Origin of the sequence: Xenorhabdus thailandensis (genome assembly GCF_037996785.1) — a bacterium.
GTDB classification, from domain to species: Bacteria; Pseudomonadota; Gammaproteobacteria; order Enterobacterales; family Enterobacteriaceae; genus Xenorhabdus; species Xenorhabdus griffiniae.
In genome coordinates, this window is record NZ_JBBMXF010000007.1 from 167,288 (window position 1) to 191,289 (window position 24,002).

Sequence of the window (24,002 nt, forward strand, 5' to 3'; positions counted from 1 at the left end):
TCTAACGTAGAGTTGATGATGGATCATCGTTTACTTTTCCTTTCAATTGTACCTTAGTATGATTAATACAAATATTTCTGGAATACATCACCTTCATATGCGGGATCTATGGCTCTTTTAAAAATGACCAGCAGAATAGCTTGTATGCTCAGTTTGAGCCTAAGCATTTTCAGCGCAAACGCCTCTTCTGATATCTCTCCTATTGAGAAAAGCGCCCAATATTTGCCTACAGGGACTAATTTTTCATTTATTGCCCAAACCGTTGGCGCAAAAAATCCCTTAATTGATTATCACGGGCAACAAATGGCTTTACCTGCCAGTACACAAAAAATTGTGACAGCATTAGCAGCACTACTACAGCTTGGTAAGGATTACCGTTTTATCACAACACTGGAAAGTGATGCTAATGTTTCAGATGGCGTATTAGAAGGTAATCTAACGGCTCGCTTTGTTGGTGATCCCATGCTAACACGTTCACAACTGCGCAACATGGTGGAGTCCTTAAAACAATCTGGCATAAAACAGATTGATGGAGACCTCGTTATAGATATTTCGATTTTCTCCAGCCATGATAAAGCCCCAGGCTGGATATGGAACGATATGACCCAATGTTTCAGCGCCCCTCCATCAGCAGCCATCGTGGATAAAAACTGCTTTTCTGTTTCACTCTACAGCTCAGAACAACCTGGCGAACTGGCATCTGTCCGTGTCCCCTCTTTTTATCCCGTTAATGTACTGAGTGAAGTCAAAACTTTGGCTAAGGGTTCTCCAGAAGCGAAGTATTGTGAATTTGATGTTACATCGGGTGATTTGAATCGATATACCCTTACAGGTTGCCTGACACAACGTGACGAACCACTGCCATTGGCATTTGCTATCCAGAATGGGTCCAGCTATGCCGGTAAGATACTCAAGAATGAACTGAAAATTGCCGGTATTGAGTTAAAAGGCCATATCCGGCTCCAGTCAACGCCTAAGCAACCAGAAAAGATCCTCGCTGTAAATCAATCTGCACCACTACATAAGATGCTCGAAATCATGTTGAAAAAATCAGATAACATGATTGCGGATACCCTCTTTCGTACCCTCGGCCACCGCTATTTCAACATTCCAGGGACATGGCGAGCAGGTTCCGACGCAGTCCGCCAGATCCTGAAACAGAAAGCGGGTATTGACTTAGGCAATACTATCATGGTGGATGGTTCTGGCCTTTCACGCCACAATTTAATCGCTGCCACAACCATGATGGAAATATTGCAATTTATTGCTCAACACAATGATGAATTGGACTTCATCTCCATGTTGCCCAAAGCGGGATATGATGGCACGTTGGCCTACCGTCCTGGCCTGCATGAATCGGGGCTTGATGGTAAAGTCTTTGCCAAAACGGGATCATTACAAGGGGTTTATAATCTTGCAGGGTTTATGACTGCCGCCAGTGGACAACAAATTGCTTTTGTCCAGTTTGTCTCTGCATACTCTGTTCCTCCAGAAGATCAACGAACCCGCCGTGTTCCATTATCGCGTTTTGAACACAATTTATATAAATCGTTATATCAAAGTCACTGAGTTGGCTCAGTTTTGGTAAGAAAAACTTGATCAAAAAAGGGCGCCAAATACAGCGCCCTTTTTTTATATTCAAATAGTTACGGAAGATTAGCGTTTATAAATAAACTCAACGCCTTCGTCATCTTCTTCGTCCCAGTCATCATCCCAATCTTCGTCGTCAGATGCTTGCTGTAACTGCTCTTTATGGTAGTCATCCCACATAAATTCAACTTTTTCAGGTTGGGACTCTTCCGACGCTTCCATACTGCGAGGCTGCGCCTTCATGAACTCCATAATGTCCCAGCAAAGCTCTTTCACTCCCTGACGATTCACGGCTGAAATCATATAATAATCACCTTCCCAACCCAGCTCATCAGCGATAGCTTTTGCCCGCTGCTTGGCTTCTTCTGGATCAGCAAGATCGACTTTGTTAAAAACCAACCAGCGTGGTTTTCCTGCCAGTTTTTCACTGTAATTATGCAGCTCTTTGATGATGATACGGGCGTTTTCAACCGGATCGGATTCATCGATCGGGAAGAGATCAATCAAATGTAGCAATACGCGGCAACGTTCCAAATGCTTCAAGAAACGAATACCCAATCCAGCGCCTTCTGATGCACCTTCAATCAGCCCAGGGATATCGGCGACGACAAAACTTTGCTCGTTATCCATACGCACAACGCCAAGGCTTGGCACCAAGGTTGTAAATGGATAATCAGCGACTTTCGGTTTTGCGGCCGATACAGCACGAATAAAGGTAGATTTGCCTGCATTTGGCATCCCCAGCATTCCCACATCAGCCAACAGCATCAGTTCCAACATCAGCTCACGACTTTCTCCGGGCGTTCCCATCGTTCTTTGACGTGGGGCACGATTTACCGAAGATTTAAAACGGGTATTGCCAAGGCCGTGGAAACCCCCTTTGGCTACCATAAAACGCTGTTCATGGCGCAGCATATCCCCAAGCACTTCGCCCGTAGCAACATCACGTACACGAGTGCCGACCGGAACCTTAATCGTAATGTCCTGACCACGTTTACCCGTACAATCGCGGCTTTGTCCATTCTGACCACGTTCAGCGCGGAAGGATTTTTCAAAACGGTAATCAATCAGCGTATTAAGGTTTTCGTCTGCCAGCAGGTAGACATCACCGCCATCACCACCGTCGCCGCCGTCCGGTCCACCTTTTGGAATATATTTCTCACGACGGAAGCTGACGCAACCATTGCCACCATCTCCCGCTACAACCAGAATCCTGGCTTCATCTACAAATTTCATCATTTTTCTCCGTAGGATAGCCACTGTAAAGCTGGATGGCAGCTAGTACCCAGAGATGGCGTAATCCAAAATAATAAAAAGCCCCGCAACACACATTGCAGGGCTTCTGATTCGATCAAGATGCAAAAAACTTATTCAGCTTCGATGCTGATAAATTTACGGTTTTTTGAACCTTTAACTTCGAACTTAACTTTCCCGTCAGCTAATGCGAACAGGGTGTGGTCACGGCCACAACCTACGTTGTTGCCTGCGTGGAATTTAGTACCACGTTGACGAACGATGATGCTACCTGCCAAAACAGACTCACCACCAAAGCGTTTTACACCCAGACGTTTACTTTCAGAATCGCGACCGTTACGAGTCGAGCCGCCAGCCTTTTTGTGTGCCATTAATCTGCTCTCCTAAAATCTTAAGCGATGCCAGTGATTTTAACATCGGTGAACCACTGACGGTGGCCCTGCTGCTTACGGCTGTGTTTACGACGACGAAACTTAACAATTTTAACTTTCTCGCCACGACCGTGAGCTACAACTTCAGCTTTAACTTTAACGCCTTCAACTACTGGAGCGCCGATTTTGATGTCTTCGCCGTTAGCGACCATCAGCACCTGGTCAAACTCAACAGTTTCACCTGTTGCGATGTCCAGCTTTTCCAAGCGAATTGTTTGGCCTTCGCTTACTCGGTGTTGTTTACCACCACTTTGGAAAACTGCGTACATATAAACTCCGCTTTCCGCGCACCCCCTAAAAATGCTTTCCAGAGCGCGCTATAAAATATTCACAATAGGGCGCGAATTCTACGCAAAAACCACTTGGAAGACAAGTGCAGAATTAGAACAGATGAGAAAAAAACAGAGTTTTTCAATTGTCATTTATTTGAACGGTTTTTCAAGTACAATCAATATATCTTGATATCTATTGATATGCTAATTAATGAGCACAGCTCTGAATCAGAGTCCAAAGCCAAAACATGAATTTAGAATCGATAATTAAACTCACCGCTGATGATATGGCAGCGGTTAATGAAACCATTCTTAACCAATTAAATTCTGATGTTGCGCTGATCAACCAACTTGGATATTACATCATCAGCGGCGGTGGCAAACGCATTCGGCCAATGATTGCCGTACTGGCAGGTCAGGCTCTTCATTGCCAAGACGAAAAATACATCAAAGTTGCTGCTTTGATTGAATTCATCCACACGGCAACACTACTACATGATGATGTCGTTGATGAATCTGACATGCGCCGTGGTAAGGCAACAGCCAATTCCATTTATGGCAATGCAGCCAGTGTCTTGGTGGGCGATTTTATCTATACGCGTTCATTTCAAATGATGACCGATCTCGACTCCATGCGCGTATTAAAATTGATGTCTGATGCTACCAATGTCATCGCTGAAGGCGAAGTCATGCAGTTGATGAACTGCAATGATCCTAATATTTCAGAAGATGACTATATGAGGGTCATTTACAGTAAAACCGCCCGCCTGTTTGAAGTCGCTGCGCATTCAGCCGCCATTCTCGCCAATGCCACTCCTGAACAAGAAATAGCACTACGTGATTATGGCCGTTATCTTGGCACCGCATTTCAATTAATTGATGATCTGCTGGATTATGATTCAGATAACAGTACGCTTGGTAAGAATACCGGAGATGACTTAAACGAAGGCAAACCCACATTGCCTCTTTTGCACGCCATGAATCACGGAACACCGGAACAATCCGCGTTGATCCGAAGTGCTATTGAACAAGGTAATGGCCGCCATTTGCTGGATACTGTTCTGGCAACGATGAAACAGTGTGGTTCACTTAAATACACCCGCCAGAGGGCAGAAGAAGAAGCTGATAAGGCCATTTCAGCATTGCAGTCACTGGAAGATTCTCCATACAAGGCGGCTCTTGAGGGATTGGCTCATGTCGCTGTACAGCGACTTTCCTAAAACTGAATCAGTGCCCCAGATCATTCAATCTAGGGCGCTGTCTTTATTATCAAAATCATGAATGCCGACATATTGGACAAGGCTGGCAAGCCCTTTTCTCAAAATAAATTTAACCATTCGTTCTCTTTCGGATTTACTCAACTGGTAATAAGCCTCTACCCAGATCATAAATGGGTCTTGTCGCTTATTACGGTAATATTCGACCGAACTTTCACTGACTGTCAGTACATTCACGACTTCTTCGGGCAAGCTGTTGACATTATATTCAAGCGCTTTACCTTGTACGCCACGCTTACGGCGTTGTTCCCAGCCCTCGCGTCTTGCCATCAGATTGACTCCTTGGGGAGATGATGGCAGCCCTGCGAGGCCGATGAGTTCTTTTGCAGAATACCACTCTTTTTTCATCTCTTTCTCCTCGCTTGATACTGGAGCAGTGACGATAAAACCAAATTTTAAGCACTTGGCCTTTCAAAAGCTGTCTCGAGTAGCTATGATTTTTTCCAAAAAGCTTCTTATGCCGTCTCGTAATATCACTTCGGTAATGGCCTCCTTCTCTTCCTCGGTGAGTAAATTAAATGCACTTACCCAAACGGATAAAGGATCTTGTTTCTGAACCTGATATTCCGCTGGTGTTTCATGAAGCTCTAAAGCTTCTAACGTTGATTTAGGAAAACAAGAGTAATGGTATTCAATCGCTCTTCCCTGGATACCTGACCGTTTTTGCCTTAACCACTCTTCACGTTTTGCCCTGGCATTAACTCCTTGTGGTGATCTAGGTAACTCACCTACACCGGTCAGCTCCATTGCCGTATACCACTCTTTTTTCATAATGTTTCTCTATTTTTGTAACCAAGTTCAAAAAAGAAGTTATTAAGAAAAAATTAGAAACATTTTTAGAAAAAATAATGTTATTTTACTTTCTTAATAACAGGTTCATGTTCGTTATTAATTTCACATTAACGCTTTAGTTATACCACTAATGTGGCTTCAAATTTAATAGAAAAGGATTAAAAAAATGATTTCTATGAAATCGGATTGGCATCCTGCTGATATTATTGCCGCTTTACGTAAACGAGGAACGACATTAGCTGCCGTTTCTCGTGCGGCAGGACTGAGTTCATCAACTTTGGCGAATACACTTTCTCGCCCGTGGCCCAAGGGAGAATGGATAATAGCGAATTACTTAGAACTACATCCGTCTGAAATATGGCCAAGCCGCTATTTCGATCCCCATACAGGAGAACTATTGGAAAGAAAAGTTAGAGAGAGAGAAAAAGAATAATTAGCTATCAATATAACTATTGAAAGAAAAACCGCTAGTTATTTCTAACTAGCGGTTTTAGTTATCTAATATATTTAACTTAATTCGTATATTAATAAATCATTAATAAATGAATTAGCCATTAATAAACTTTTCGCCTAATTCGATATCTTTCTTCAAAACATCCAGCATGTTATCCAATGCTTTCTGTTCGAAGTCACTCAACTTGCCAATATCTAAACGTTCTTCGATACCATTTTTACCTAAGCGAACAGGCTGTGCGAAGAAACGGGCATATTTGCCATCACCTTCAACATAGCTGCACTCAACAACATGGCTTTCACCTTGCAAGCCACGGATCAGTGACAGTCCCAAACGAGCCGCTGCTTGTCCCATAGAGAGTGTTGCAGAACCGCCACCCGCTTTCGCTTCAACAACCTCAGTACCCGCATTCTGGATACGCTTGGTCAATGCTTCAACTTCTTCATCAGTGAAGCTAACACCTGGGATTTGCGACAACAGAGGCAGAATAGTCACACCAGAGTGCCCACCAATAACAGGAACTTCTATTTCTTCTACTTTCTTGCCCTTGAGTTCAGCCACAAAGGTGTTGGAGCGAATGATATCCAGGGTTGTGACACCAAACAGGCGGTTCTTATCGTATACCCCTTCTTTTTTCAGTACCTCAGCGGCGATTGCTACCGTGGTATTAACTGGGTTGGTAATAATTCCAATTAATGCTTTTGGACAAGTTTTAGCAACCTGCTGAACCAGATTACGAATGATACCCGCATTGATATTGAATAAATCGGAACGATCCATACCAGGTTTACGCGCCACACCTGCAGAAATTAATACGACATCTGCACCTACCAGTGCAGGAGTTGCATCTTCACCAGCAAAACCAGCGACTTTGACTTCCGTTGGGATATGGCTCAGATCGGTTGCCACGCCTGGAGTCACCGGAGCAATGTCATACAAGGAAAGTTCTGAACCTGAAGGAAGCTGGGTCTTGAGTAGAAGGGCAAGTGCCTGACCAATACCACCGGCTGCACCGAGAACTGCAACTTTCATCCTGATACTCCTTAAATTAAGTACTGTAAATACGATCTATTTATATACACTATGTATTAAAAACACCATGCATTAAAAACAATCTGTTAACAGTCAGATTATCCACTTAATAGCCTGACGATGGAACACCAAAGTCGTTTTATTCTAAACAAAATGCTTATCTGTTAATGAGATAATGGACACTTTTTCAAGAATTATTTCAGCTGTATTCCTCATCAATTAACGGATTACCTTACTCTTCCCTTTCAGACCAAACAATCCCCAAATACCACCATTTAATTAACAATACATTTACTCTGTTTAATTCCCTATGCTCTGTATGTTGGTTTCTTCTTCCTCTTTCTTGAATAAAAATGCACTCTTTCGCATAATATCCGCCTGATAACGGATTCAACGATGGTGAAATATGCGTATTCCTTCGAAACATGAAGATTTGGTAAAAGCTTTCAAGGCATTATTGAAAGAAGAAAAATTCAGCTCTCAAGGCGAAATTGTTTCGGCACTTCAAGAGCAGGGGTTTGAAAATATCAACCAATCTAAAGTTTCCAGAATGCTGACGAAATTTGGTGCTGTCCGAACCCGTAATGCAAAAATGGAAATGGTTTACTGCTTACCCGCAGAATTGGGTGTTCCTACTGCCACCAGCCCATTAAAAAATCTGGTATTAGATGTCGATTATAATCACAGCATTGTCGTCATACGAACCAGCCCTGGCGCAGCACAACTCATTGCCCGACTATTAGATTCATTGGGAAAAGCAGAAGGGATACTTGGCAGCATTGCAGGGGATGACACTATTTTTTCCACCCCAGCGCAAGACTTTACGACAAAACAACTTTACGAAGCCATTCTCAACCTGTTTGAACAGGAACTTTAATCTTGTGGGTCGGTCTGCCATGCCAATTAAGATATACAATTAGCAGACCGAATCTTAACACCTTTCCTCGCCTTAAAGGGCAAATACGACATGCCCCACCGCTAAAATGTTACGGTAAGAATGACATTTTAAGATTAGCCACAAAAATCTTATATCAAGACTTATATTCATAGTAACACATTGACAATATAAGCCTTAATTCTTATATTTTAAATATCCTGAAAATGGCGATGTGCTTTAAATAGGGGAAATAATGGTCAAAGTGATTTGGTCTAAAGCAGCAACCAAGCAGCTAATCAGGATCGACACGAAATACCAGAAGGTGATAAAAAACAAAATTAGTTTACTTACTGGTTACCCATTCGTCGATTTGGATATTAAAAAATTAACGGGAACAGAAGCTAAATACAGATTAAGAGTAGGTGACTACCGAATTTTGTTTGAGCTTTCTGACCAAGAACCGAAGATTTTAGAAGTGCAGGAAATTAAGCGAAGACAAACAAATACATATTGACCAGCATAGCGGGTATACCACCAGCTTTTTCCACTATTCACGTAAGGGTCAATACAATATCGGAGATAATATGGCTGGTATTCAGTTTATTACAGATGAGAACGGCAACAAGCAGGCTGTAGTGCTTCCTATTGAAGAATATGAACGTTTACTTGCAGCGGTGGATCGTGATGAAGATTATGTCAGCATCCCTTACACCAAAGACGTTAATGACGATGAAACCATTCCACATGAAATCATTAGCATCATGGTTGATGAAGAAATCACACTTCATGCAGCATGGCGTATATATCGAGGTTTATCACAGACAGACGTGGCTGAAAAGCTGGGAATAAAGCAAGCGGCAGTCTCTCAATTTGAAAAATCAGAACGACCACGCCAGGCAACGTTGGAAAAATTGGCGACGCTCTATGAATGTAGACCTACACAATTAACTTTAGATTAAAATCAACGGGCCGCTTAATGCGGCCTTTTCATATGGATGCTACGCTACACTTACTTTTTGCGCTAATGCAGCCAGTAGTTTTTCGTGAATACCACCAAATCCACCATTACTCATCAGCAGGATATGATCACCGGGCTGTGCCGTTTCTACAATCATTTTCACCAAAGTATCAATATCCGCACTCCAACGGGCAGGCTGGACGCACTGTTCAGCAATTTCAACAACCTGCCACGGAATATTGGTGGGTTGATAGAGAAAAACTTCATCGGCGCGTCCCAAAGAAGGAGCAATGTCATTTTTGCTCATGCCCATTTTCATGGTATTCGAACGCGGTTCCAGCACGGCAAGAATGCGAGCCACGCCACCCACTTTACTTCTCAATGCTTCCAGTGTGGCTAAGATAGCCGTTGGATGATGGGCAAAATCATCATACACTGAGATACCATTAACTTCGCCGCGCAATTCAAGGCGACGACGGGCATTAATAAATTTGCCAAGTGCCTGACAGGCATCCGCAGGTTGAACGCCTACATGATGGGCTGCCGCAATTGCGATCAAACCATTATGCATATTGTGTTCACCGACTAATGACCACTTCACCTCCCCAACCTGCTCACCCTGACGGAATACCTGATAGTGACTGCTATCCTGACTGGCTTTCTTCGCTTGCCAGTGACCACTTTCTCCGATCTGTTCCAATTCACTCCAACATCCCATTGAAAGCACTTGCTTCAAATTAATATCATTATCAGGAACAATGATCTTGCCGGTACTCGGCACAACCCTGACGAGATGGTGGAACTGTTTTTGAATCGCGCCCAAATTTTCGAAAATGTCGGCATGATCAAACTCAAGATTGTTCATGACCAATGTACGGGGGCTGTAATGGACAAATTTTGAACGCTTATCAAAGAAAGCGCTGTCGTATTCATCCGCTTCAATCACAAAAAATGGGCTTTCACCGATGTGTGCTGAAACGTCAAAATTCCCTGGCACGCCACCGATCAGAAACCCGGGTTTATAGCCACACTCTTCCAATATCCAGGCTACCATACCTGCTGTCGTTGTTTTGCCGTGGGTTCCCGCGACTGCCAATACCCAACGCTCCGGCAATATATGATCATGCAGCCATTGCGGGCCAGAAGTATAAGGAATGCCACGATCTAGCACGGCTTCTACGCAGGGATTGCCACGTGTCATGGCATTACCAATGATCACCCTATCTGGAGCAGGATCAAGCTGTGCCGGATCGTACCCCTGGATCAGCTCAATGCCCTGTTTTTCCAGCAAAGTGCTCATTGGGGGATAGACATTGGCATCAGAGCCAGTCACTTCATGCCCCTGTGCACGAGCGAGGATCGCTAGCCCACCCATGAAAGTACCGCAAATGCCAAGAATATGAATACGCATTTATTTCTACCTGATTCATGAACTGTATCACTATTCTACCCCTCAAATCAGAGATTAAAAATGCAATAACCTATGAATCATCGGATTCTTTAGCTAAACTGCCCGCGCCTAAGTGCGGCACATAAGTGCAACACATCAGTGAAGCACGCTTCCTAAAACCACAACCAATTCAAGGCCTTTGTCATGAAAACATTGGGCGAATTCATCGTCGAAAAGCAGCAAGATTTTCCGCATGCTACAGGTGAACTGACTGCACTACTGTCTGCCATAAAGTTAGGTGCCAAAATCATCCATAGAGATATCAATAAAGCCGGTCTGGTGGATATTTTAGGCACAAGTGGCGTCTCTAATGTTCAGGGTGAAGTCCAGATGAAACTGGATTTGTATGCCAATGAAAAACTCAAGGCAGCACTGAAAGCACGCGGCGAAGTTGCAGGCATTGCTTCCGAAGAGGAAGACGACATCGTTATTTTTGATGGCGACCGAGCAGAAAATGCGAAGTATGTTGTTTTGATGGATCCACTGGATGGTTCTTCGAATATTGATGTAAACGTTTCCGTCGGGACTATTTTCTCAATTTACCATCGAGTAACTCCGATCGGGCAACCTGTAACTGAAGAAGATTTCCTGCAACCGGGCAATCGTCAGGTTGCAGCGGGTTATGTGGTTTATGGTTCATCCACAATGTTGGTTTATACAACAGGCTGTGGTGTCCATACTTTTACTTATGATCCTTCCCTCGGTGTATTCTGTCTGACCCATGAGAAAGTCCAATTCCCAGAAAAGGGCAATATGTACTCTATCAATGAAGGGAACTACATTAAGTTCCCGATGGGCGTGAAAAAATACATCAAATATTGCCAGGAACAAGACGAAGCAACCCAGCGCCCTTATACAACCCGTTATATCGGTTCTCTGGTTGCGGATTTCCACCGCAATTTGTTAAAAGGTGGGATCTATATCTACCCAAGTACGGCAAGCCATCCAACGGGCAAACTCCGCTTACTTTATGAGTGCAACCCAATTGCACTCCTGGCTGAACAAGCCGGTGGTAAAGCCAGCGATGGTGCAAACCGTATTCTGGATATCGTGCCAAATAAGCTGCACCAACGAGTACCTTTTTTTGTCGGCACCAAATCTATGGTAGAAAAAGCCGAAAGTTTTATGGCGGAGTTTCCTGAGCAATAAGCAGCACTATTAATGCTCTAATTTAAAGAGGTGGGTTTCCACCTCTTATTCCATTTATTTTTCAAACCACAGTCTTGTTAAGCCTGCAACCATTTAATTATATATTCCCACTGATACACCATAGTCATTCCTGAAAAAATACCTCTCTTGCATGAAAAACCTTTTAAAAAATGAAACCTAATTTCAGCGGAAATAAACTGATAACTTTTTGCTATCAATTGATAATCATTTTTCATTACGCACAACAATAAAAGTTTTCCTAATGTATGTAGGTATGGGAAATATTATCTTTTTTATATTAATGAGATAGCTATACCCAATAAAACTGAAAGTTGGAACATCAAAGATGTAACGCTAAAGCGCTGGCGACAGCCCATATTTTATGAGGAATTCATATATGGACTCGTATATAAATCATAAAGTTTTTCGGCTTTCTATTCTCATGTATTCGCTTTTTTTACCCTTTACTCCGACGAGTGCGCTTTCAGCGGGTGAAAAGATTCAAGAGAATAGAATGTCCTTACAGGGATCAGAAAATGAAAAGAACACCAATCAGGCGCAAGATAAGCAAGCTGCTCTCGATAAAGAAGCAGGAGTCATCGCACAAAATATCCATAGGGTGAGTAATATTTTATCCTCTTCCCCATCCCAATTAACCGAACAGGCAAAATCCTACGCTTTGGGGAAAATTAATGGTGCAATATCCACGGAAACGCAAAAATGGTTATCCAGATTTGGTACAGCCAATATTAATCTTTCCGTCGATAAAAAAGGAAAACTGGATAGCAGCTCTCTGGATCTGCTGTTACCCCTTTATGATAATAAAGCGGATTGGCTATTTTTCTCTCAGTTAGGTTATCGCAGACACGATAGCCGCAATACCCTAAACCTCGGTCTTGGTGGACGTTATTTCACACCCGATTGGATGTATGGTTTAAATACCTTCCTTGACAATGATTTCACAGGACAACATCAACGGTTGGGTGTTGGCGGAGAAATCTGGACTGATTATATTAAATTGTCTGCCAACACATACTGGCGCTTGAGCAAATGGCGCCAATCCCCCAAAGAACTGGAATATGAAGAACGGCCAGCCAACGGCTACGATATCAATGGTGAATTTTTCTTACCCGCTTATCCAAACATTGGGGGTAAGTTGAGTTATGAACAGTACTTCGGCGATAACGTTGCCCTGTTCAATCGGAAAACCAAGCAAAAAAACCCTAACCTTGCCCGACTTGGCCTAAATTATACCCCGATTCCACTGATGACAATGGGTGTGGATTATAAACTCGGAAGCAGTGGACACAGTGAGGCTCTCTTCCAGGCCAATCTGAATTATCGTTTTGGTATACCTTTTGCGGATCAAATTTCACCGAATAGCGTTGCTGCTATGCGCACACTGATGGGAAGCCGTTATGATATCGTGCAAAGAAACAACCATATCGTGCTGGACTACAAGAAAAAACCCGTGTTCAACCTTGCTTTGCCAAATACATTAAGTGGATATAGTGCCCAACATGTTCAAATCACCCCTAATATTACCGCTGAGCAAAAACTGAAGAAGTTATCATGGCAGGCTAATGAAGAGTTCCATAAAAACGGGGGAGCTATCACACCTCATGGCAGATCTGTTGAACTGGACTTGCCGAAATATTCTGCCAAGGGGATAAACAGCTATACCCTGTCTGCTATTTCTGAAGTCACGGGCAACAATAAGCCCATGACATCATACATGAATGTGGTTGTTGAACCTTTTGCCATTAAAGACCAAAGCATCAAGCCAAATGGCACAGGCCCTATAATTTCCAATGGCAAACCGGCTTATGACCTGGCAGCCACAATCACCTATGGCAATAAAAACAACCCGCCAATTAAAAACAAGGCAATATCGAACGTAAAATGGAGCATCGATCCACCAGATAAACATGCAACATTAACCTGGGACTCAGCAGGCATGACTAATGATGCAGGCCAGTTAACTGCCATGTTGAGCAGTACTCAACCGATTGATCCGAAAACAAAGATTTATCTGTCAATGGATGAGCAACCTAAATTGGAGATAAAAGGTGATAAGCCATTTTATTTCACTAATCTTAGTGATGCTATTCAGGCCAAAGATTTTGTATTCGACCAAAAAGGGCCTTATGAGGCAACAGAACGCAAACCAATCATTGTGACTGCGACTGTATTCGATCTCAATGGTTATCCTATCAATAAAAAAATGGATATGAACTTACAATGGAGCATCGAACCCGCTGATCTACCGGGATTATCGGTTAAGCCCGCGCCTGGCTATGAGAACTCCTCTGATCAGGAAGGTAAAATCAAGGCGATTGTAACCAGTACCCAGGTAGTGAAAGGTGCTAAAGTTGAGGTATTGATTAATGACAAACATCAAAGCTTCTCTGAGCCACTCGATTTTGTCACACCAGAAAGCCTGAAGTTTGCATTCGGTGCAATATCGCAATCACCTGTGGGACCAATAACCGCTGGCGGAAAAGAACGCTATACCTATAAGGTGCCAGTCATCGACGCAGAAAGCAGACTGCCTCTTAAAAATCAGTCTCTTGTTAAACTTAAAGCGGAAATAATGAATGCTGCTTCTAATATCACTCCGCCTGTAGAAGAAATTAAACTTGAGATTCCTACAAATCCAACTACCGATAACGAGGGTTATGTGACTCTTTCTATGTCAAGTCTTGTCGGTATAGATGGACTTTATTTCAAACTAATGCCAGATGCAGCCAGTGAAAATGATGCAAATAGCATACAATCCGTACCGGTAAGCTTCGATTCTGTTCCAGTACCAGTGGGAATTCTGATGGGTGCGAAAGGTTCAAATGTTACGAAATATATCGCTGAGCAGGGAAGGCCCTATAACGTACATGGAGATCTGATTATTCAACTGGCGCAGGATGGAACGCAGTTGTATGATTACACGGCAACTAACCACTCAGATGGTACGCAGACTTCGAACAGTCCATCAAGTATCAAATCTTCCAACCCTAACTTAGTGAAAGTAGATACACAAACAGGGGAAATAACATTCCCTATAAATAGTTTCTCCATTGAGCAATGGCCGGTAACAGTGACACTCACCAAAACAGTTATGGATACGGGAGTAAAATCCAGTTATTACTATACCTTCAACCCACGGAGATACCTACTTATCCCTGACCATCCTGATACGAGTGGTTCGAATTCGAAAACTGTTCCCTTGAATGGCTCTCCAGACTGTCAAGATTTGGATTGGACTGGCAAAGATAATATCAATCTCTATGGCCAGAACGCTGTCACACCGAACTTGACTGATATAGGCGCAACTCCGCAAACGACGACTCTAACTTCAATTAGTTATGAATATGACAAAGCGCAGTTCCCTTACTTTGGATTGGAATATCTGCGGAATCACACGGCGGGGACTAATATATTGAAAATACATACTCCATCAGAGGGAGGACTTTATTATGGATATAACTACGATACAAGGGAAGCTAAAAAGGCAAGTCTATCTGCTCCTTCGTCAATGCTCCTTTGTGTAATACGCGTTGATGGTTATGGACAAGTTTCACCATATTAAACTACGTTTAATATAAATCAGCACAGACTCAATTAAACTTGGGTCTGTGCTTTTTTATTATGCTTTTAAGCCACCGCCAACCACCGAAAAATCCGAGGAATTTTGGCCTGTTTTGGCTATAATACCCCGCACTCCATTTTGGTTTAACATTGAAGGAAACCGTTTTATGAGCCTGAATAATGTACCGGCTGGCAAAGAGCTGCCTGAAGATATTTATGTCATCATTGAGATCCCAGCAAATGCCGATCCCATCAAATATGAAGTAGACAAAGAGTCTGGTGCCCTGTTTGTAGACCGTTTCATGTCAACCGCCATGTTCTACCCATGTAACTACGGCTACATCAACAATACCCTGTCTCTCGATGGTGACCCAGTTGATGTATTGGTGCCAACACCCTACCCATTGCAGCCAGGTTCTGTGATCCGCTGCCGTCCAGTTGGTGTCCTGAAAATGACTGACGAATCCGGTGAAGATGCAAAACTGGTCGCCGTTCCTCATACCAAACTGAGCAAAGAATATGATCACATCAAAGATGTGAACGATCTGCCAGAATTGCTGCGTTCCCAAATCACTCACTTCTTCGAGCACTACAAAGATCTGGAAAAAGGCAAGTGGGTTAAAGTTGAAGGCTGGGATAATGCTGAAGCCGCTAAAGCTGAGATCCTGTCTTCTTTCGAGCGCGCTGCTAAAAAGTAATCCCTGACAGGTAATTGCGGGTTTTAATCCCAAAAAACCTCTGTCCCAATCAGGAACAGAGGTTTTTGTTTGTCTTTCGACTGTCTAATTTTTACTCTTCTTCATGGCGTTTCAGCCAGTCACCACAGGTTATCCGGTGCAACCCCTCAACAGGTAATTTGTAGAGGTAGATCCAGGCCTTGCCATACGGTGTTTCAATCAGTTCCCTTTCGTACTCCTGAACGTTTTTTTTCAACTCATCCAACTCTGTCAGGATGGATGGCGTAATACGATAAACTTCACATTCGATTGTTCCTTCACCACGGATAACCGCCGGATAGTGCCCCAGATCATAAATTTCATAACCTTCTAATCTGTGTTCTCCCAACAATTGGGCATCCGTCATCCAGTGATGATTGCCTTGTTTTCGCCTCAGGCTACCATAAACAATAACTCGCATCTTTAAAACTCAAACTCATAGAGCAGATCTAAAGCCTGATCAATACCAGATACCGCTTCCAGATACAATCTTGGCATTACACGATAACGCAACGTCAATGTCGCCAAAGAGTCAAAAATACCCACACCATACTTCACCTGTAAGTCATTGGTAATTCTGCCACTGACAACCACCTGAGATTTATCACCGACTCCTTGGGTATCCAAAGCCAAATCAGAGACACCAAAAGTTTCCCCAATCTTACCGACTAATTGACTACTCTGAGCAATCCCTAATCCAATCAACATAGCCGCCATCTGCGAGTTGTCAGAATCCCCTTTTTCTAACCCTTCGCCACGTAACAAGTAAGACAAGGCTTCCTGTTGGGATTTTACCGGATCAGAAAAAACTTCCACTTTCGGTTTATCTGCCAATCCGGTAACACGTACACCCGCGATAACTTTGTTCGCTGTCGATTCTGGATTACGGATAGCTTCAATATTCAACAATGGCTGATCTGGCGAGCCAGAGAACATAATGGTTCCCTTACGCACTTGCAAATCTTGCCCATAAGCATGGAAATTCCCTTCCGGGATATCAATCTGACCATTCAACCCCAGTCCCTGATTATCCTGAAGGACTTTCAAATTTCCTTTAAGCTGCGCCTTCAAACCAAATGCACTCAGGTGCACATCATTGCCAATATGAACATTTAAGTTACTTTGAATCAAAATAGGTGATTTTTTCTTCTCGATTGGCTGGAGATTATTATCCAGCATCACTTCATCCGCAGAAACACCTACCGCTGATTCCGGTAACTCCTGAACAGTAATACGTGCCCACGGGATATCTACATTACCGTCAAGTTTTAACAGGTTTGGTTTTGCCTCCAACACCAAATTTGGACTGACATCCACCTTCACCATCGGTGGAACTGTGACACGTAACTGGTCACCATCGGCTGTCACTCTGGCGTACCAGGCATTCAGGTTGCGCCAGTCAGCATAACCATTTAGATTGAGTTGCCCTTTGGGGGTTCTAATCATGCCATGCATATCAGAGCTGGCACCGGCAAAGTGAACGGCTAACTGGCCTTGGGTGATATCGAATGGCAGCCAATGACTGCTCAGTTGCAGGGTATCAGCGTTAAGTTGACCAAATAGCAGCGGATCTCTGGCATTACCACCAATACGTAAATTGGCACTTAATCCCCCTTCCGCTTTTTCGCCTTTACCTAAAATGGGTTTAACCAAGCCTAAAGAAAGTGCCTGAATATCGACATTGCCCGCTAATTTTCGGCTGCCTTCTAAATCAGCGACCTGCACATCGCCTTTCAATATTCCATTGCCCGCTAACTTGAATAACCATGCCAAATTCGCTTTGCCATCTGCCAAACCTGCATTCAAGGTGAGTGTGTCAAAATTAATCGGTAATGTATTACCTTCCACAACCTGACGAACTTGTACCCCATACCCTTGGAGAGCCACTTTTGCCTGGGGCAACCCCTGCCCTGCTGTCCATCTGATCTCAGCATTACCATTGAATACGCCCTTAAGTTGGGTACTTTTATCAAGGAATGGTCGGATCATAGCCAGATCAAAGCGTTCAAGTGCCACTTGGGCATGACCGCTACTCCCCGCCTCAATGGGTTTTGAGATACAAAGCTGAGCATTGGGATTAAGCCAGCAATGAGGCCCCACGATGGCCTTTTGCTGCAAGTTGAAATAATCAATGGCTATCGCTTTGCTTAAACGCCACTCACCAACCGGTGTATTAAAGTCAGTATCGTTAATACTGCCTTGCCAATGCTCCTTTTGACGATCAAAGCTGCCATGAAGTGCCAATTGGCCTGATACCGGCGTGCCTTCAATTTTCAGTTGTAAATCATGTTTCTTTTCTGTGCCTTTCGCGTTGAGTGTCAGGTTCCTGATAGTTAAATCCGCCTGCTGCAATTGCCGCACAATAATCGACAATTGCCCCTGGATCTGCTCAGCCGAACGTACATCACCTTTGATCGTGGCGCTATCCACGCTTAACTCATCCTGCCAGCGCAGCCCACGTGCATTCAAATCTGCCATGATTTGGGGGGATTGCATATTGCCACGCAGTTTGACTTCGCCTGTAATGAAGCCAGCCAAACCCGGCAGTAAGCCCGTTAATTGTGGTGCATGAATTTCCCCATCCAGTTTCCACACCTGATCCGTAAGCTGCCCCTGTACATTGAGCGTATTACGCCCAACGGCAAGATCAAGCTGAGGAATATCCCACTGACCTGCTGCATTACCCGATGCCTTGCCACGCGCTTTGATGACATTCTGCTTCACATGACCATCAAGGGCAATCTCAGGGATCTGGAGCTGCCAGCTTCCTCCATATAGGCTACCACGCACAGCTATTTGCCCGGTGATTTCAGCGGGCCATTCCGGCCACTGTTTGGCTGTATTGATACCATCCAACATTAATTTGGCATTCCAGCTAATGGCCTGACGCCAATCAACCACACCGACAATATCGGCTTTCCCCTGCAAGGCCGCCAAACGCAAGCGCGTTAACTTCAGTAATTCTTCATTGCCTTTTGCATCCAACATTAACGATGCCGGCGGAAGATTATTACCTTTAATATCTGAACGGAGAGAAAGATCATAGTGGCTTGCTTGACCATTCAAGCGCAACTTGACGCCATCAAGCTGATAGTCTGGCTTGCCTTGCAGCGGCCATTGCAGTTGCTGGCTTTTCAATGTCAGACGTACAGGCAAGTCGGCTTTTGCCAATTCAGTCTGAGCATCCAAACTGGCGGCAACAGGGCCGGAAAGATTCAACGCGAGATTAAGCTGCTGTAATAACGCACCTTTTAGCGTCAAATCGATCTGTTGGCCGGTTAAGTCATCCAGATTGATATGTTTTAAATTATCGACCTTACCCTTAACCTCCAGGTTTACTGGCCATTGTTCAGCAAGTTTTGCCGTCCCCTGTATCGCCAGTGAACCTTCCGGTGCCTGCAAACTTAATGTTTTTATCTCGACTGCCTGCCCCTGATTACTGGCCTGTAGCCGCAAATCGTTAATCTTGATATCGGTATCACCGGTTAAATGAAGCTGACTGCCGTGGATGCTTTCCAGCGTGATATCAAGCGGAATGGGAATATTGGGTAACTCTGTTAACAGCGGTTGGGCAAACAGCGCTTTCAACGTTTCACCCAGAGACTTTTCCGATTTAGCCTGCTGGCTAACTTTTTGTGCTGTACCGATTTTTTCAGGTGCACTTTTTGGCAATGCCACTAACAGGTTATTAATTTCCGTCGGTTTTAATATCAGTTGTTTTTCCTGCCACTGAGCTGCCGTTTTAAACTCATCCAACGCAATAGCAATACCATCTACCTGCACATGAATGTTTTTCAAGGAAAGCAAATCCAGTGAAATAGGATACGGTGTTTGCAATTCAGTCAATGGTTCCGATTCAGTCGCAGGTGCCGGTGGCGGCAATTCAGCGGTATTCACCGAAACAGTAACACCTTCAGTGGTCAAAGCATTGACACATACCTGACTGTGTTTCAGGCAGGAAAGCTGGATAGAAAGGTGTAAATTATCCGCATTAACGTTAACACCTGGCATCTGATATTTAACGCCTTTTAACGTTAAATTGCGCCAACCTCCGCTGACACTCGCAATATCCAATCCTGGAACCCAACGTGCCGCACTGTTGATCACAAAATGCAAGCCCGTTTGCGTGCCAACCAGTCCAGTAACTGCCACCAATAACAGGCCGACAATCAGCAGGAAAGCAATACTCACCCTTTTTGCCCACTTCATAGTTCAGCCCCTAAACCAATATAAAATTCAATATTATGACTATCTGGATCTCCGATTGGCGTTGCCAAATCAAATTTTATCGGCCCAACCGGTGAAGCCCAGCGCACGCCAATGCCCGCACCGGTTTTAAAATTACTTTTTCTGATGTCATCCACCGCTTCACCGGAATCAACAAACAATGCACTCCACCAATTGCCATAAATATTGTATTGATATTCCAGCGAGCCAACCGCCAATTTTGATGCCCCGACTAATTTACCTTCACTGTTTTTTGGTGAGATTTTCTGGTACTTATAGCCACGAATACTGCGATCACCCCCGGCAAAGAAGCGCAGATCCGGTGGTACTTTGTCGAATTCATTAGTCTCTATCCAGCCCAAATCTGCCCGTACCACAAAACGATGATTCTCCCGATACGTTCTTATCCAGACGTGGTGGGCCTGTAACACCAAAAAATCGACATTGGATTGCCAGGTTTTATCAGAAATATCAATTGAGTAACGCTGGCTATCCCCCCAATAAGGCATCGTGCCGCCACGCTGGCGAATGCGGCTGAGACTCAGTCCCGGATAAAGTAACATGGTGGTATTGGTGACTTTAGCCTGGGTAAAGTGGCTCAGGCTCCAGCGCAAATTAACGCCGTACTGCCAACCCGTAAAACGATCCCAATTACGGGAAAGGTTCAAGGTTGCTGTATCCGAAATGGTATCGTTAATATCTTTGCGTCGATAACCTGTTTGTAGTTGGTAATATTCTTCCAGTGGGTTGGCTTTAAGCGGCATTTTGTAGGCTGCGTCAATGACTTGATCGCGTGCAGAAAGGTTAAGGCTACTACTTAAACTGTGTCCACGAGAATTCAGCCACGGTTTTTTCCATTTAGCCTGAACACGAGGCCCGACATCCGTTCCATAACCGCCCCCCAATTCAACATAGTTAGCAGAGCGAGGCACTAAAGACGCATTTAATGGCAATACCTTATCTTTACTCTCACGTCCTGTTTTAAAATCGGGCACAACAACCGCAGAATTGAACCATCCGGTATCAACCAAACGACGGTTAAACTCGGCTAATTGTTCCGAGGTATAGTATTCACCTGGTTTGAAAGGAATAAGGTTATCCAGATAGGTTTCACGAATTTGCGATCCAGAGAATGTCACAGGGCCGAAACGATAACGTTGTCCGCTATCAAAATCAAAGTCCCATATAGATTCATGCAGATCCTTTGCTACCCCTAACTCACTTTTTTTCATGACGGCATCAAAATAGCCTTTCTTAACCGCCAAATTTGTCAATGAATTTTTAAAATCTTCATATTCACCGTGGTTGAGTATTGTCCCGTCTTTTGGCATATTTTTCTTAATCAGGGCAGCATAATCTTTATCTGTTTTCGCGCCACCTTCCAAATCAACATTCACTTCAGCGACACGCACAGGTTCACCAAGCGTAACCTTTGCAGTTAAAACAGGACGGGCAGGAGGCATGTTCTCTTGATAAGTGAATTCAACGGTGGGAGCATAATATCCCAATGGACGAAGCCCTTGCCGTATCGCTTTCTCCACCCGGGCACGAAAACGGCCATCAGGAGAAACTTCATCGGTACTGATATTAGAAAGTTGTACTCTGGCATTTTTTTCTAATTCGCCAGAAAGTCCTTCCAACTTTAATCGTAAGTTTGCACTATAAGCCGATGGAGTGATGATAGAGACAAAAAGCGCACAGATGAGGGGATATCGTGACACTCGAACTCCTAATATTTATCTACCTGTTGAATAAAATTCAACAACATAAAAATGCCGTAATGAATTAATTCTGGTAAAGTTTTAACAATATACAAGCAACATATGATCATAAGACTTTGAATATACAGGAGAGAATCTTGCCAAATTCAACTAATGAAAGACAAGCTGTTTCTTCACCAGATGACATACCGGGTAGAACCACTCCATTAACCGTATCACCCTACCATGTCATCACACAGCATGCGATAGAGAACATTCCTGAAAATATGGAAATTGCCTATGTAGGAATGGGATGTTTCTGGGGCGTGGAACGCCTTTTTTGGCAACAGGAAGGCATTTACACCACTTCCGCCGGTTACAGTGGCGGCACTACGCCAAACCCAACTTATGAAGAAGTATGCACTGGCTTAACGGGTCATGCAGAAGTGGTCAGGATCGTATTTGATCCAACCAAAATTACCTATTCGCAATTACTCACCCTGTTCTGGGAAAATCACGATCCCGCCCAAGGTATGCGTCAACATGGCGATATTGGTACTCAGTACCGTTCCGCCCTGTACACGGTTTCACCACAACAGTATGAACAGGCCATTGCCAGCCGTGACCAATACCAACAAGCGCTGACGCAAAATAACGACCAACGTACCATCACAACGGAAATTCGTGAAGCGGGGCCATTCTACTTTGCCGAGGATTATCACCAGCAATACCTCCACAAAAACCCCGAAGGGTATTGTGGCCTGGGAGGTACTGGTATCTGCTTCCCGCCAACACTTAGGAATTAGCTGATTGAGTTAGCCCAATGGTATGACTATTGGGTTAACTGCCAAAGAACCCGTCGTAGATTCGAATTTACTACTCAGCCAAATTAGTTTTTATGACACTGACCGTAATTCTGGAAAAATCGGCATCCCATCCTTAAAATAAACATTTTTGTTTTTCTTTTTCACTTTATTGTTAATTTATTTAACGTATACGTTATAATTATAACGTTGGTTCAGGAGAACAAATGAAGTACAGTGAGTTTAAGCGATGGTTACTACAACAGGGAGCTGCATTCAAAAAAGCGTCTGGCGGTGGCAGTCACCAAAAAGTTAGTTTGAATGGCCGGCGTTCAGTTTTTCCTGATCTCGGTTCCAAAGAAATGCCAGAGCCGCTCCGCAAGAAGATATTAAAGGATCTGGGACTATGAGCTTCAAAATAAAAAATTAATATCAATATATTTTGGTAATTTTAGCCGAAAAATCAAACAAAGGTAGTCAAATGTCCATATTCCATTACCCAGTTAAATTAGAGCATGATAAATCGACAGGAGCTTACGTCGTATCATGCCGTGACTTACCCCTGATGAACTCAGTGGGTGACTCTATTGATGAGGCTCTTTTGGAGGCTGTTGAAGGTGTGGTAACAGCTATAGCAATAGAAATTGAGGAACGCCGCCCTATTCCTCTGGGTAGTGCTCCACTTGATGGTGAATACGTTGTTAATGTACCTGTGCTGGTAGCAATGAAAGCCGCTTTGCATAATGCCATGATAGAAACTGGCACACGCAAAGCTGAATTAGCCAGAAAAATGGGACAAAAACCCGCACAAATCGATCGATTACTTGATGTTGAGCATTCATCAAAAATTGAAACCGTCGAATTGGCATTACACCAACTAAACCGCAATGTGGGAATTTCTGTAATGACCGCAACAGTATAAATAACTCACGATCAAAAAACGGCCACAAGGCCGTTGATTATACTAATGCGATGTATCATATTGATCTTATTACATTGTCATTAGTCGATGAGCAGTTACAAACAATCACCCTATTTCGGTCTGTAAGCGCAATACTTGCTGATTAACTTCACTCATTACATGGAAATGGCGTTTATCTTTGATTTTCGGGGGTAAAATCTTTCCATAATTAAATTCAAAAGCGCCCATGTCCTTAATATATAACCGCCCACGGAATAGGGTTTTCACGTAGAGAGCAATTTTCAGTGGGTTATAATGGCGAAAGATTTTCATCTCTGTTTTTTCCTCCCATGCTTCTTACGATATGATTTTATGACTACTGCATAACATTTATTCATTACATAACGAGTCAATGCGTCACTGTTATGCCAACTGTATAGACTACGTATATGGAAATTTGTTCCCCCAACATTCAGATTCAATCACTATTTTGATATAACATAATGATATTAATGAGCATTATATTACATCATCCTC

At 43.6% G+C, this 24,002-nt stretch carries 23 protein-coding genes; 12 read left to right on the forward strand and 11 right to left on the reverse strand.

Annotation, left to right across the window (positions count from 1 at the left end):
* Window positions 1–108 precede the first annotated feature (108 nt).
* Complete coding sequence (dacB, locus tag AAC853_RS03245) at window positions 109–1,569, forward strand: serine-type D-Ala-D-Ala carboxypeptidase (RefSeq protein WP_338883608.1); 1,461 nt, start codon at window positions 109–111, stop codon at window positions 1,567–1,569.
* A gap of 87 nt (window positions 1,570–1,656) precedes the next feature.
* Here dacB and cgtA read toward each other — a convergent pair whose 3' ends face one another.
* The 3 genes from cgtA to rplU form a co-directional block, all read right to left on the reverse strand.
* Window positions 1,657–2,826, reverse strand: a complete 1,170-nt coding sequence (cgtA, locus tag AAC853_RS03250) for an Obg family GTPase CgtA (RefSeq protein ID WP_189758670.1) — start codon at window positions 2,824–2,826, stop codon at window positions 1,657–1,659.
* Between the two features lie 131 nt (window positions 2,827–2,957).
* Window positions 2,958–3,215, reverse strand: coding sequence for a 50S ribosomal protein L27 (rpmA, locus tag AAC853_RS03255; RefSeq protein WP_038237679.1), 258 nt, complete (start codon window positions 3,213–3,215; stop codon window positions 2,958–2,960).
* Window positions 3,216–3,235: 20 nt separating this feature from the next.
* Window positions 3,236–3,544 (reverse strand): 50S ribosomal protein L21, encoded by a 309-nt coding sequence (rplU, locus tag AAC853_RS03260; RefSeq protein ID WP_045968299.1) that lies wholly within the window; start codon window positions 3,542–3,544, stop codon window positions 3,236–3,238.
* A 251-nt stretch (window positions 3,545–3,795) separates the two neighbouring features.
* On the opposite strand from rplU, the gene ispB reads away from it, so the two are divergent.
* Window positions 3,796–4,767 carry an octaprenyl diphosphate synthase gene (gene ispB / locus AAC853_RS03265; protein ID WP_340613678.1) on the forward strand — a complete coding sequence of 324 codons (972 nt, stop codon included), beginning with the start codon at window positions 3,796–3,798 and terminating at the stop codon, window positions 4,765–4,767.
* Between the two features lie 24 nt (window positions 4,768–4,791).
* Here the strand turns inward: ispB and AAC853_RS03270 are convergent, their stop codons facing one another.
* Entirely contained in the window at window positions 4,792–5,172 is a 381-nt protein-coding gene (locus AAC853_RS03270) for a DNA-binding protein (protein ID WP_338883610.1), read from the reverse strand.
* Window positions 5,173–5,235: 63 nt separating this feature from the next.
* Entirely contained in the window at window positions 5,236–5,595 is a 360-nt protein-coding gene (locus AAC853_RS03275; RefSeq protein WP_340613679.1) for a DNA-binding protein, read from the reverse strand.
* A gap of 187 nt (window positions 5,596–5,782) precedes the next feature.
* Here AAC853_RS03275 and AAC853_RS03280 point away from each other — a divergent pair, with 187 nt between their 5' ends.
* Complete coding sequence (locus tag AAC853_RS03280) at window positions 5,783–6,049, forward strand: helix-turn-helix domain-containing protein (RefSeq protein WP_340613680.1); 267 nt, start codon at window positions 5,783–5,785, stop codon at window positions 6,047–6,049.
* A gap of 114 nt (window positions 6,050–6,163) precedes the next feature.
* Here the strand turns inward: AAC853_RS03280 and mdh are convergent, their stop codons facing one another.
* A complete protein-coding gene (gene mdh, locus AAC853_RS03285) occupies window positions 6,164–7,102 on the reverse strand; it encodes a malate dehydrogenase (protein WP_338883612.1) in 939 nt (312 codons plus the stop codon).
* A gap of 406 nt (window positions 7,103–7,508) precedes the next feature.
* Here mdh and argR point away from each other — a divergent pair, with 406 nt between their 5' ends.
* From argR to AAC853_RS03300, 3 genes are all read left to right on the forward strand, one after another.
* On the forward strand, window positions 7,509–7,979 hold the full coding sequence (gene argR / locus AAC853_RS03290) for a transcriptional regulator ArgR (protein WP_338883613.1): 471 nt from the start codon (window positions 7,509–7,511) through the stop codon (window positions 7,977–7,979).
* Between the two features lie 253 nt (window positions 7,980–8,232).
* A complete protein-coding gene (locus AAC853_RS03295; RefSeq protein ID WP_338883614.1) occupies window positions 8,233–8,493 on the forward strand; it encodes a type II toxin-antitoxin system RelE family toxin in 261 nt (86 codons plus the stop codon).
* Between the two features lie 70 nt (window positions 8,494–8,563).
* Window positions 8,564–8,938, forward strand: a complete 375-nt coding sequence (locus tag AAC853_RS03300) for a helix-turn-helix domain-containing protein (RefSeq protein WP_338803947.1) — start codon at window positions 8,564–8,566, stop codon at window positions 8,936–8,938.
* Window positions 8,939–8,977: 39 nt separating this feature from the next.
* Here the strand turns inward: AAC853_RS03300 and mpl are convergent, their stop codons facing one another.
* Window positions 8,978–10,348: a UDP-N-acetylmuramate:L-alanyl-gamma-D-glutamyl-meso-diaminopimelate ligase gene (gene mpl / locus AAC853_RS03305; RefSeq protein ID WP_340613681.1), complete on the reverse strand. Its 1,371-nt coding sequence runs from the start codon at window positions 10,346–10,348 to the stop codon at window positions 8,978–8,980.
* Window positions 10,349–10,531: 183 nt separating this feature from the next.
* Here mpl and fbp point away from each other — a divergent pair, with 183 nt between their 5' ends.
* From fbp to ppa, 3 genes are all read left to right on the forward strand, one after another.
* Window positions 10,532–11,536 (forward strand): class 1 fructose-bisphosphatase, encoded by a 1,005-nt coding sequence (fbp, locus tag AAC853_RS03310; protein ID WP_340613682.1) that lies wholly within the window; start codon window positions 10,532–10,534, stop codon window positions 11,534–11,536.
* 514 nt (window positions 11,537–12,050) lie between these two features.
* Complete coding sequence (locus AAC853_RS03315) at window positions 12,051–15,119, forward strand: inverse autotransporter beta domain-containing protein (protein WP_340613683.1); 3,069 nt, start codon at window positions 12,051–12,053, stop codon at window positions 15,117–15,119.
* Window positions 15,120–15,285: 166 nt separating this feature from the next.
* Window positions 15,286–15,816, forward strand: coding sequence for an inorganic diphosphatase (gene ppa, locus AAC853_RS03320; RefSeq protein ID WP_340613684.1), 531 nt, complete (start codon window positions 15,286–15,288; stop codon window positions 15,814–15,816).
* 91 nt (window positions 15,817–15,907) lie between these two features.
* Here ppa and AAC853_RS03325 read toward each other — a convergent pair whose 3' ends face one another.
* The 3 genes from AAC853_RS03325 to tamA are packed head-to-tail and all read right to left on the reverse strand — an operon-like array spanning window position 15,908 to window position 21,782.
* On the reverse strand, window positions 15,908–16,255 hold the full coding sequence (locus AAC853_RS03325; protein WP_340613685.1) for a gamma-glutamylcyclotransferase family protein: 348 nt from the start codon (window positions 16,253–16,255) through the stop codon (window positions 15,908–15,910).
* A 2-nt stretch (window positions 16,256–16,257) separates the two neighbouring features.
* Window positions 16,258–20,043 (reverse strand): autotransporter assembly complex protein TamB, encoded by a 3,786-nt coding sequence (tamB, locus tag AAC853_RS03330; RefSeq protein ID WP_340613686.1) that lies wholly within the window; start codon window positions 20,041–20,043, stop codon window positions 16,258–16,260.
* A complete protein-coding gene (gene tamA, locus AAC853_RS03335) occupies window positions 20,040–21,782 on the reverse strand; it encodes an autotransporter assembly complex protein TamA (RefSeq protein ID WP_340613687.1) in 1,743 nt (580 codons plus the stop codon). Before tamA ends, tamB begins: the two co-directional genes overlap by 4 nt.
* Before the next feature lie 137 nt (window positions 21,783–21,919).
* Between tamA and msrA the strand changes: the two genes are divergently transcribed.
* From msrA to AAC853_RS03350, 3 genes are all read left to right on the forward strand, one after another.
* Window positions 21,920–22,567, forward strand: coding sequence for a peptide-methionine (S)-S-oxide reductase MsrA (gene msrA, locus AAC853_RS03340; RefSeq protein ID WP_340613688.1), 648 nt, complete (start codon window positions 21,920–21,922; stop codon window positions 22,565–22,567).
* A gap of 224 nt (window positions 22,568–22,791) precedes the next feature.
* Window positions 22,792–22,974 carry a type II toxin-antitoxin system HicA family toxin gene (locus AAC853_RS03345; RefSeq protein ID WP_340613689.1) on the forward strand — a complete coding sequence of 61 codons (183 nt, stop codon included), beginning with the start codon at window positions 22,792–22,794 and terminating at the stop codon, window positions 22,972–22,974.
* 71 nt (window positions 22,975–23,045) lie between these two features.
* Window positions 23,046–23,486, forward strand: a complete 441-nt coding sequence (locus AAC853_RS03350; protein WP_273559258.1) for a type II toxin-antitoxin system HicB family antitoxin — start codon at window positions 23,046–23,048, stop codon at window positions 23,484–23,486.
* Between the two features lie 105 nt (window positions 23,487–23,591).
* On the opposite strand, the gene AAC853_RS03355 is transcribed toward AAC853_RS03350, so the two are convergent.
* On the reverse strand, window positions 23,592–23,798 hold the full coding sequence (locus AAC853_RS03355; RefSeq protein ID WP_273559261.1) for a DUF1107 domain-containing protein: 207 nt from the start codon (window positions 23,796–23,798) through the stop codon (window positions 23,592–23,594).
* Between the last annotated feature and the right edge of the window lie 204 nt (window positions 23,799–24,002).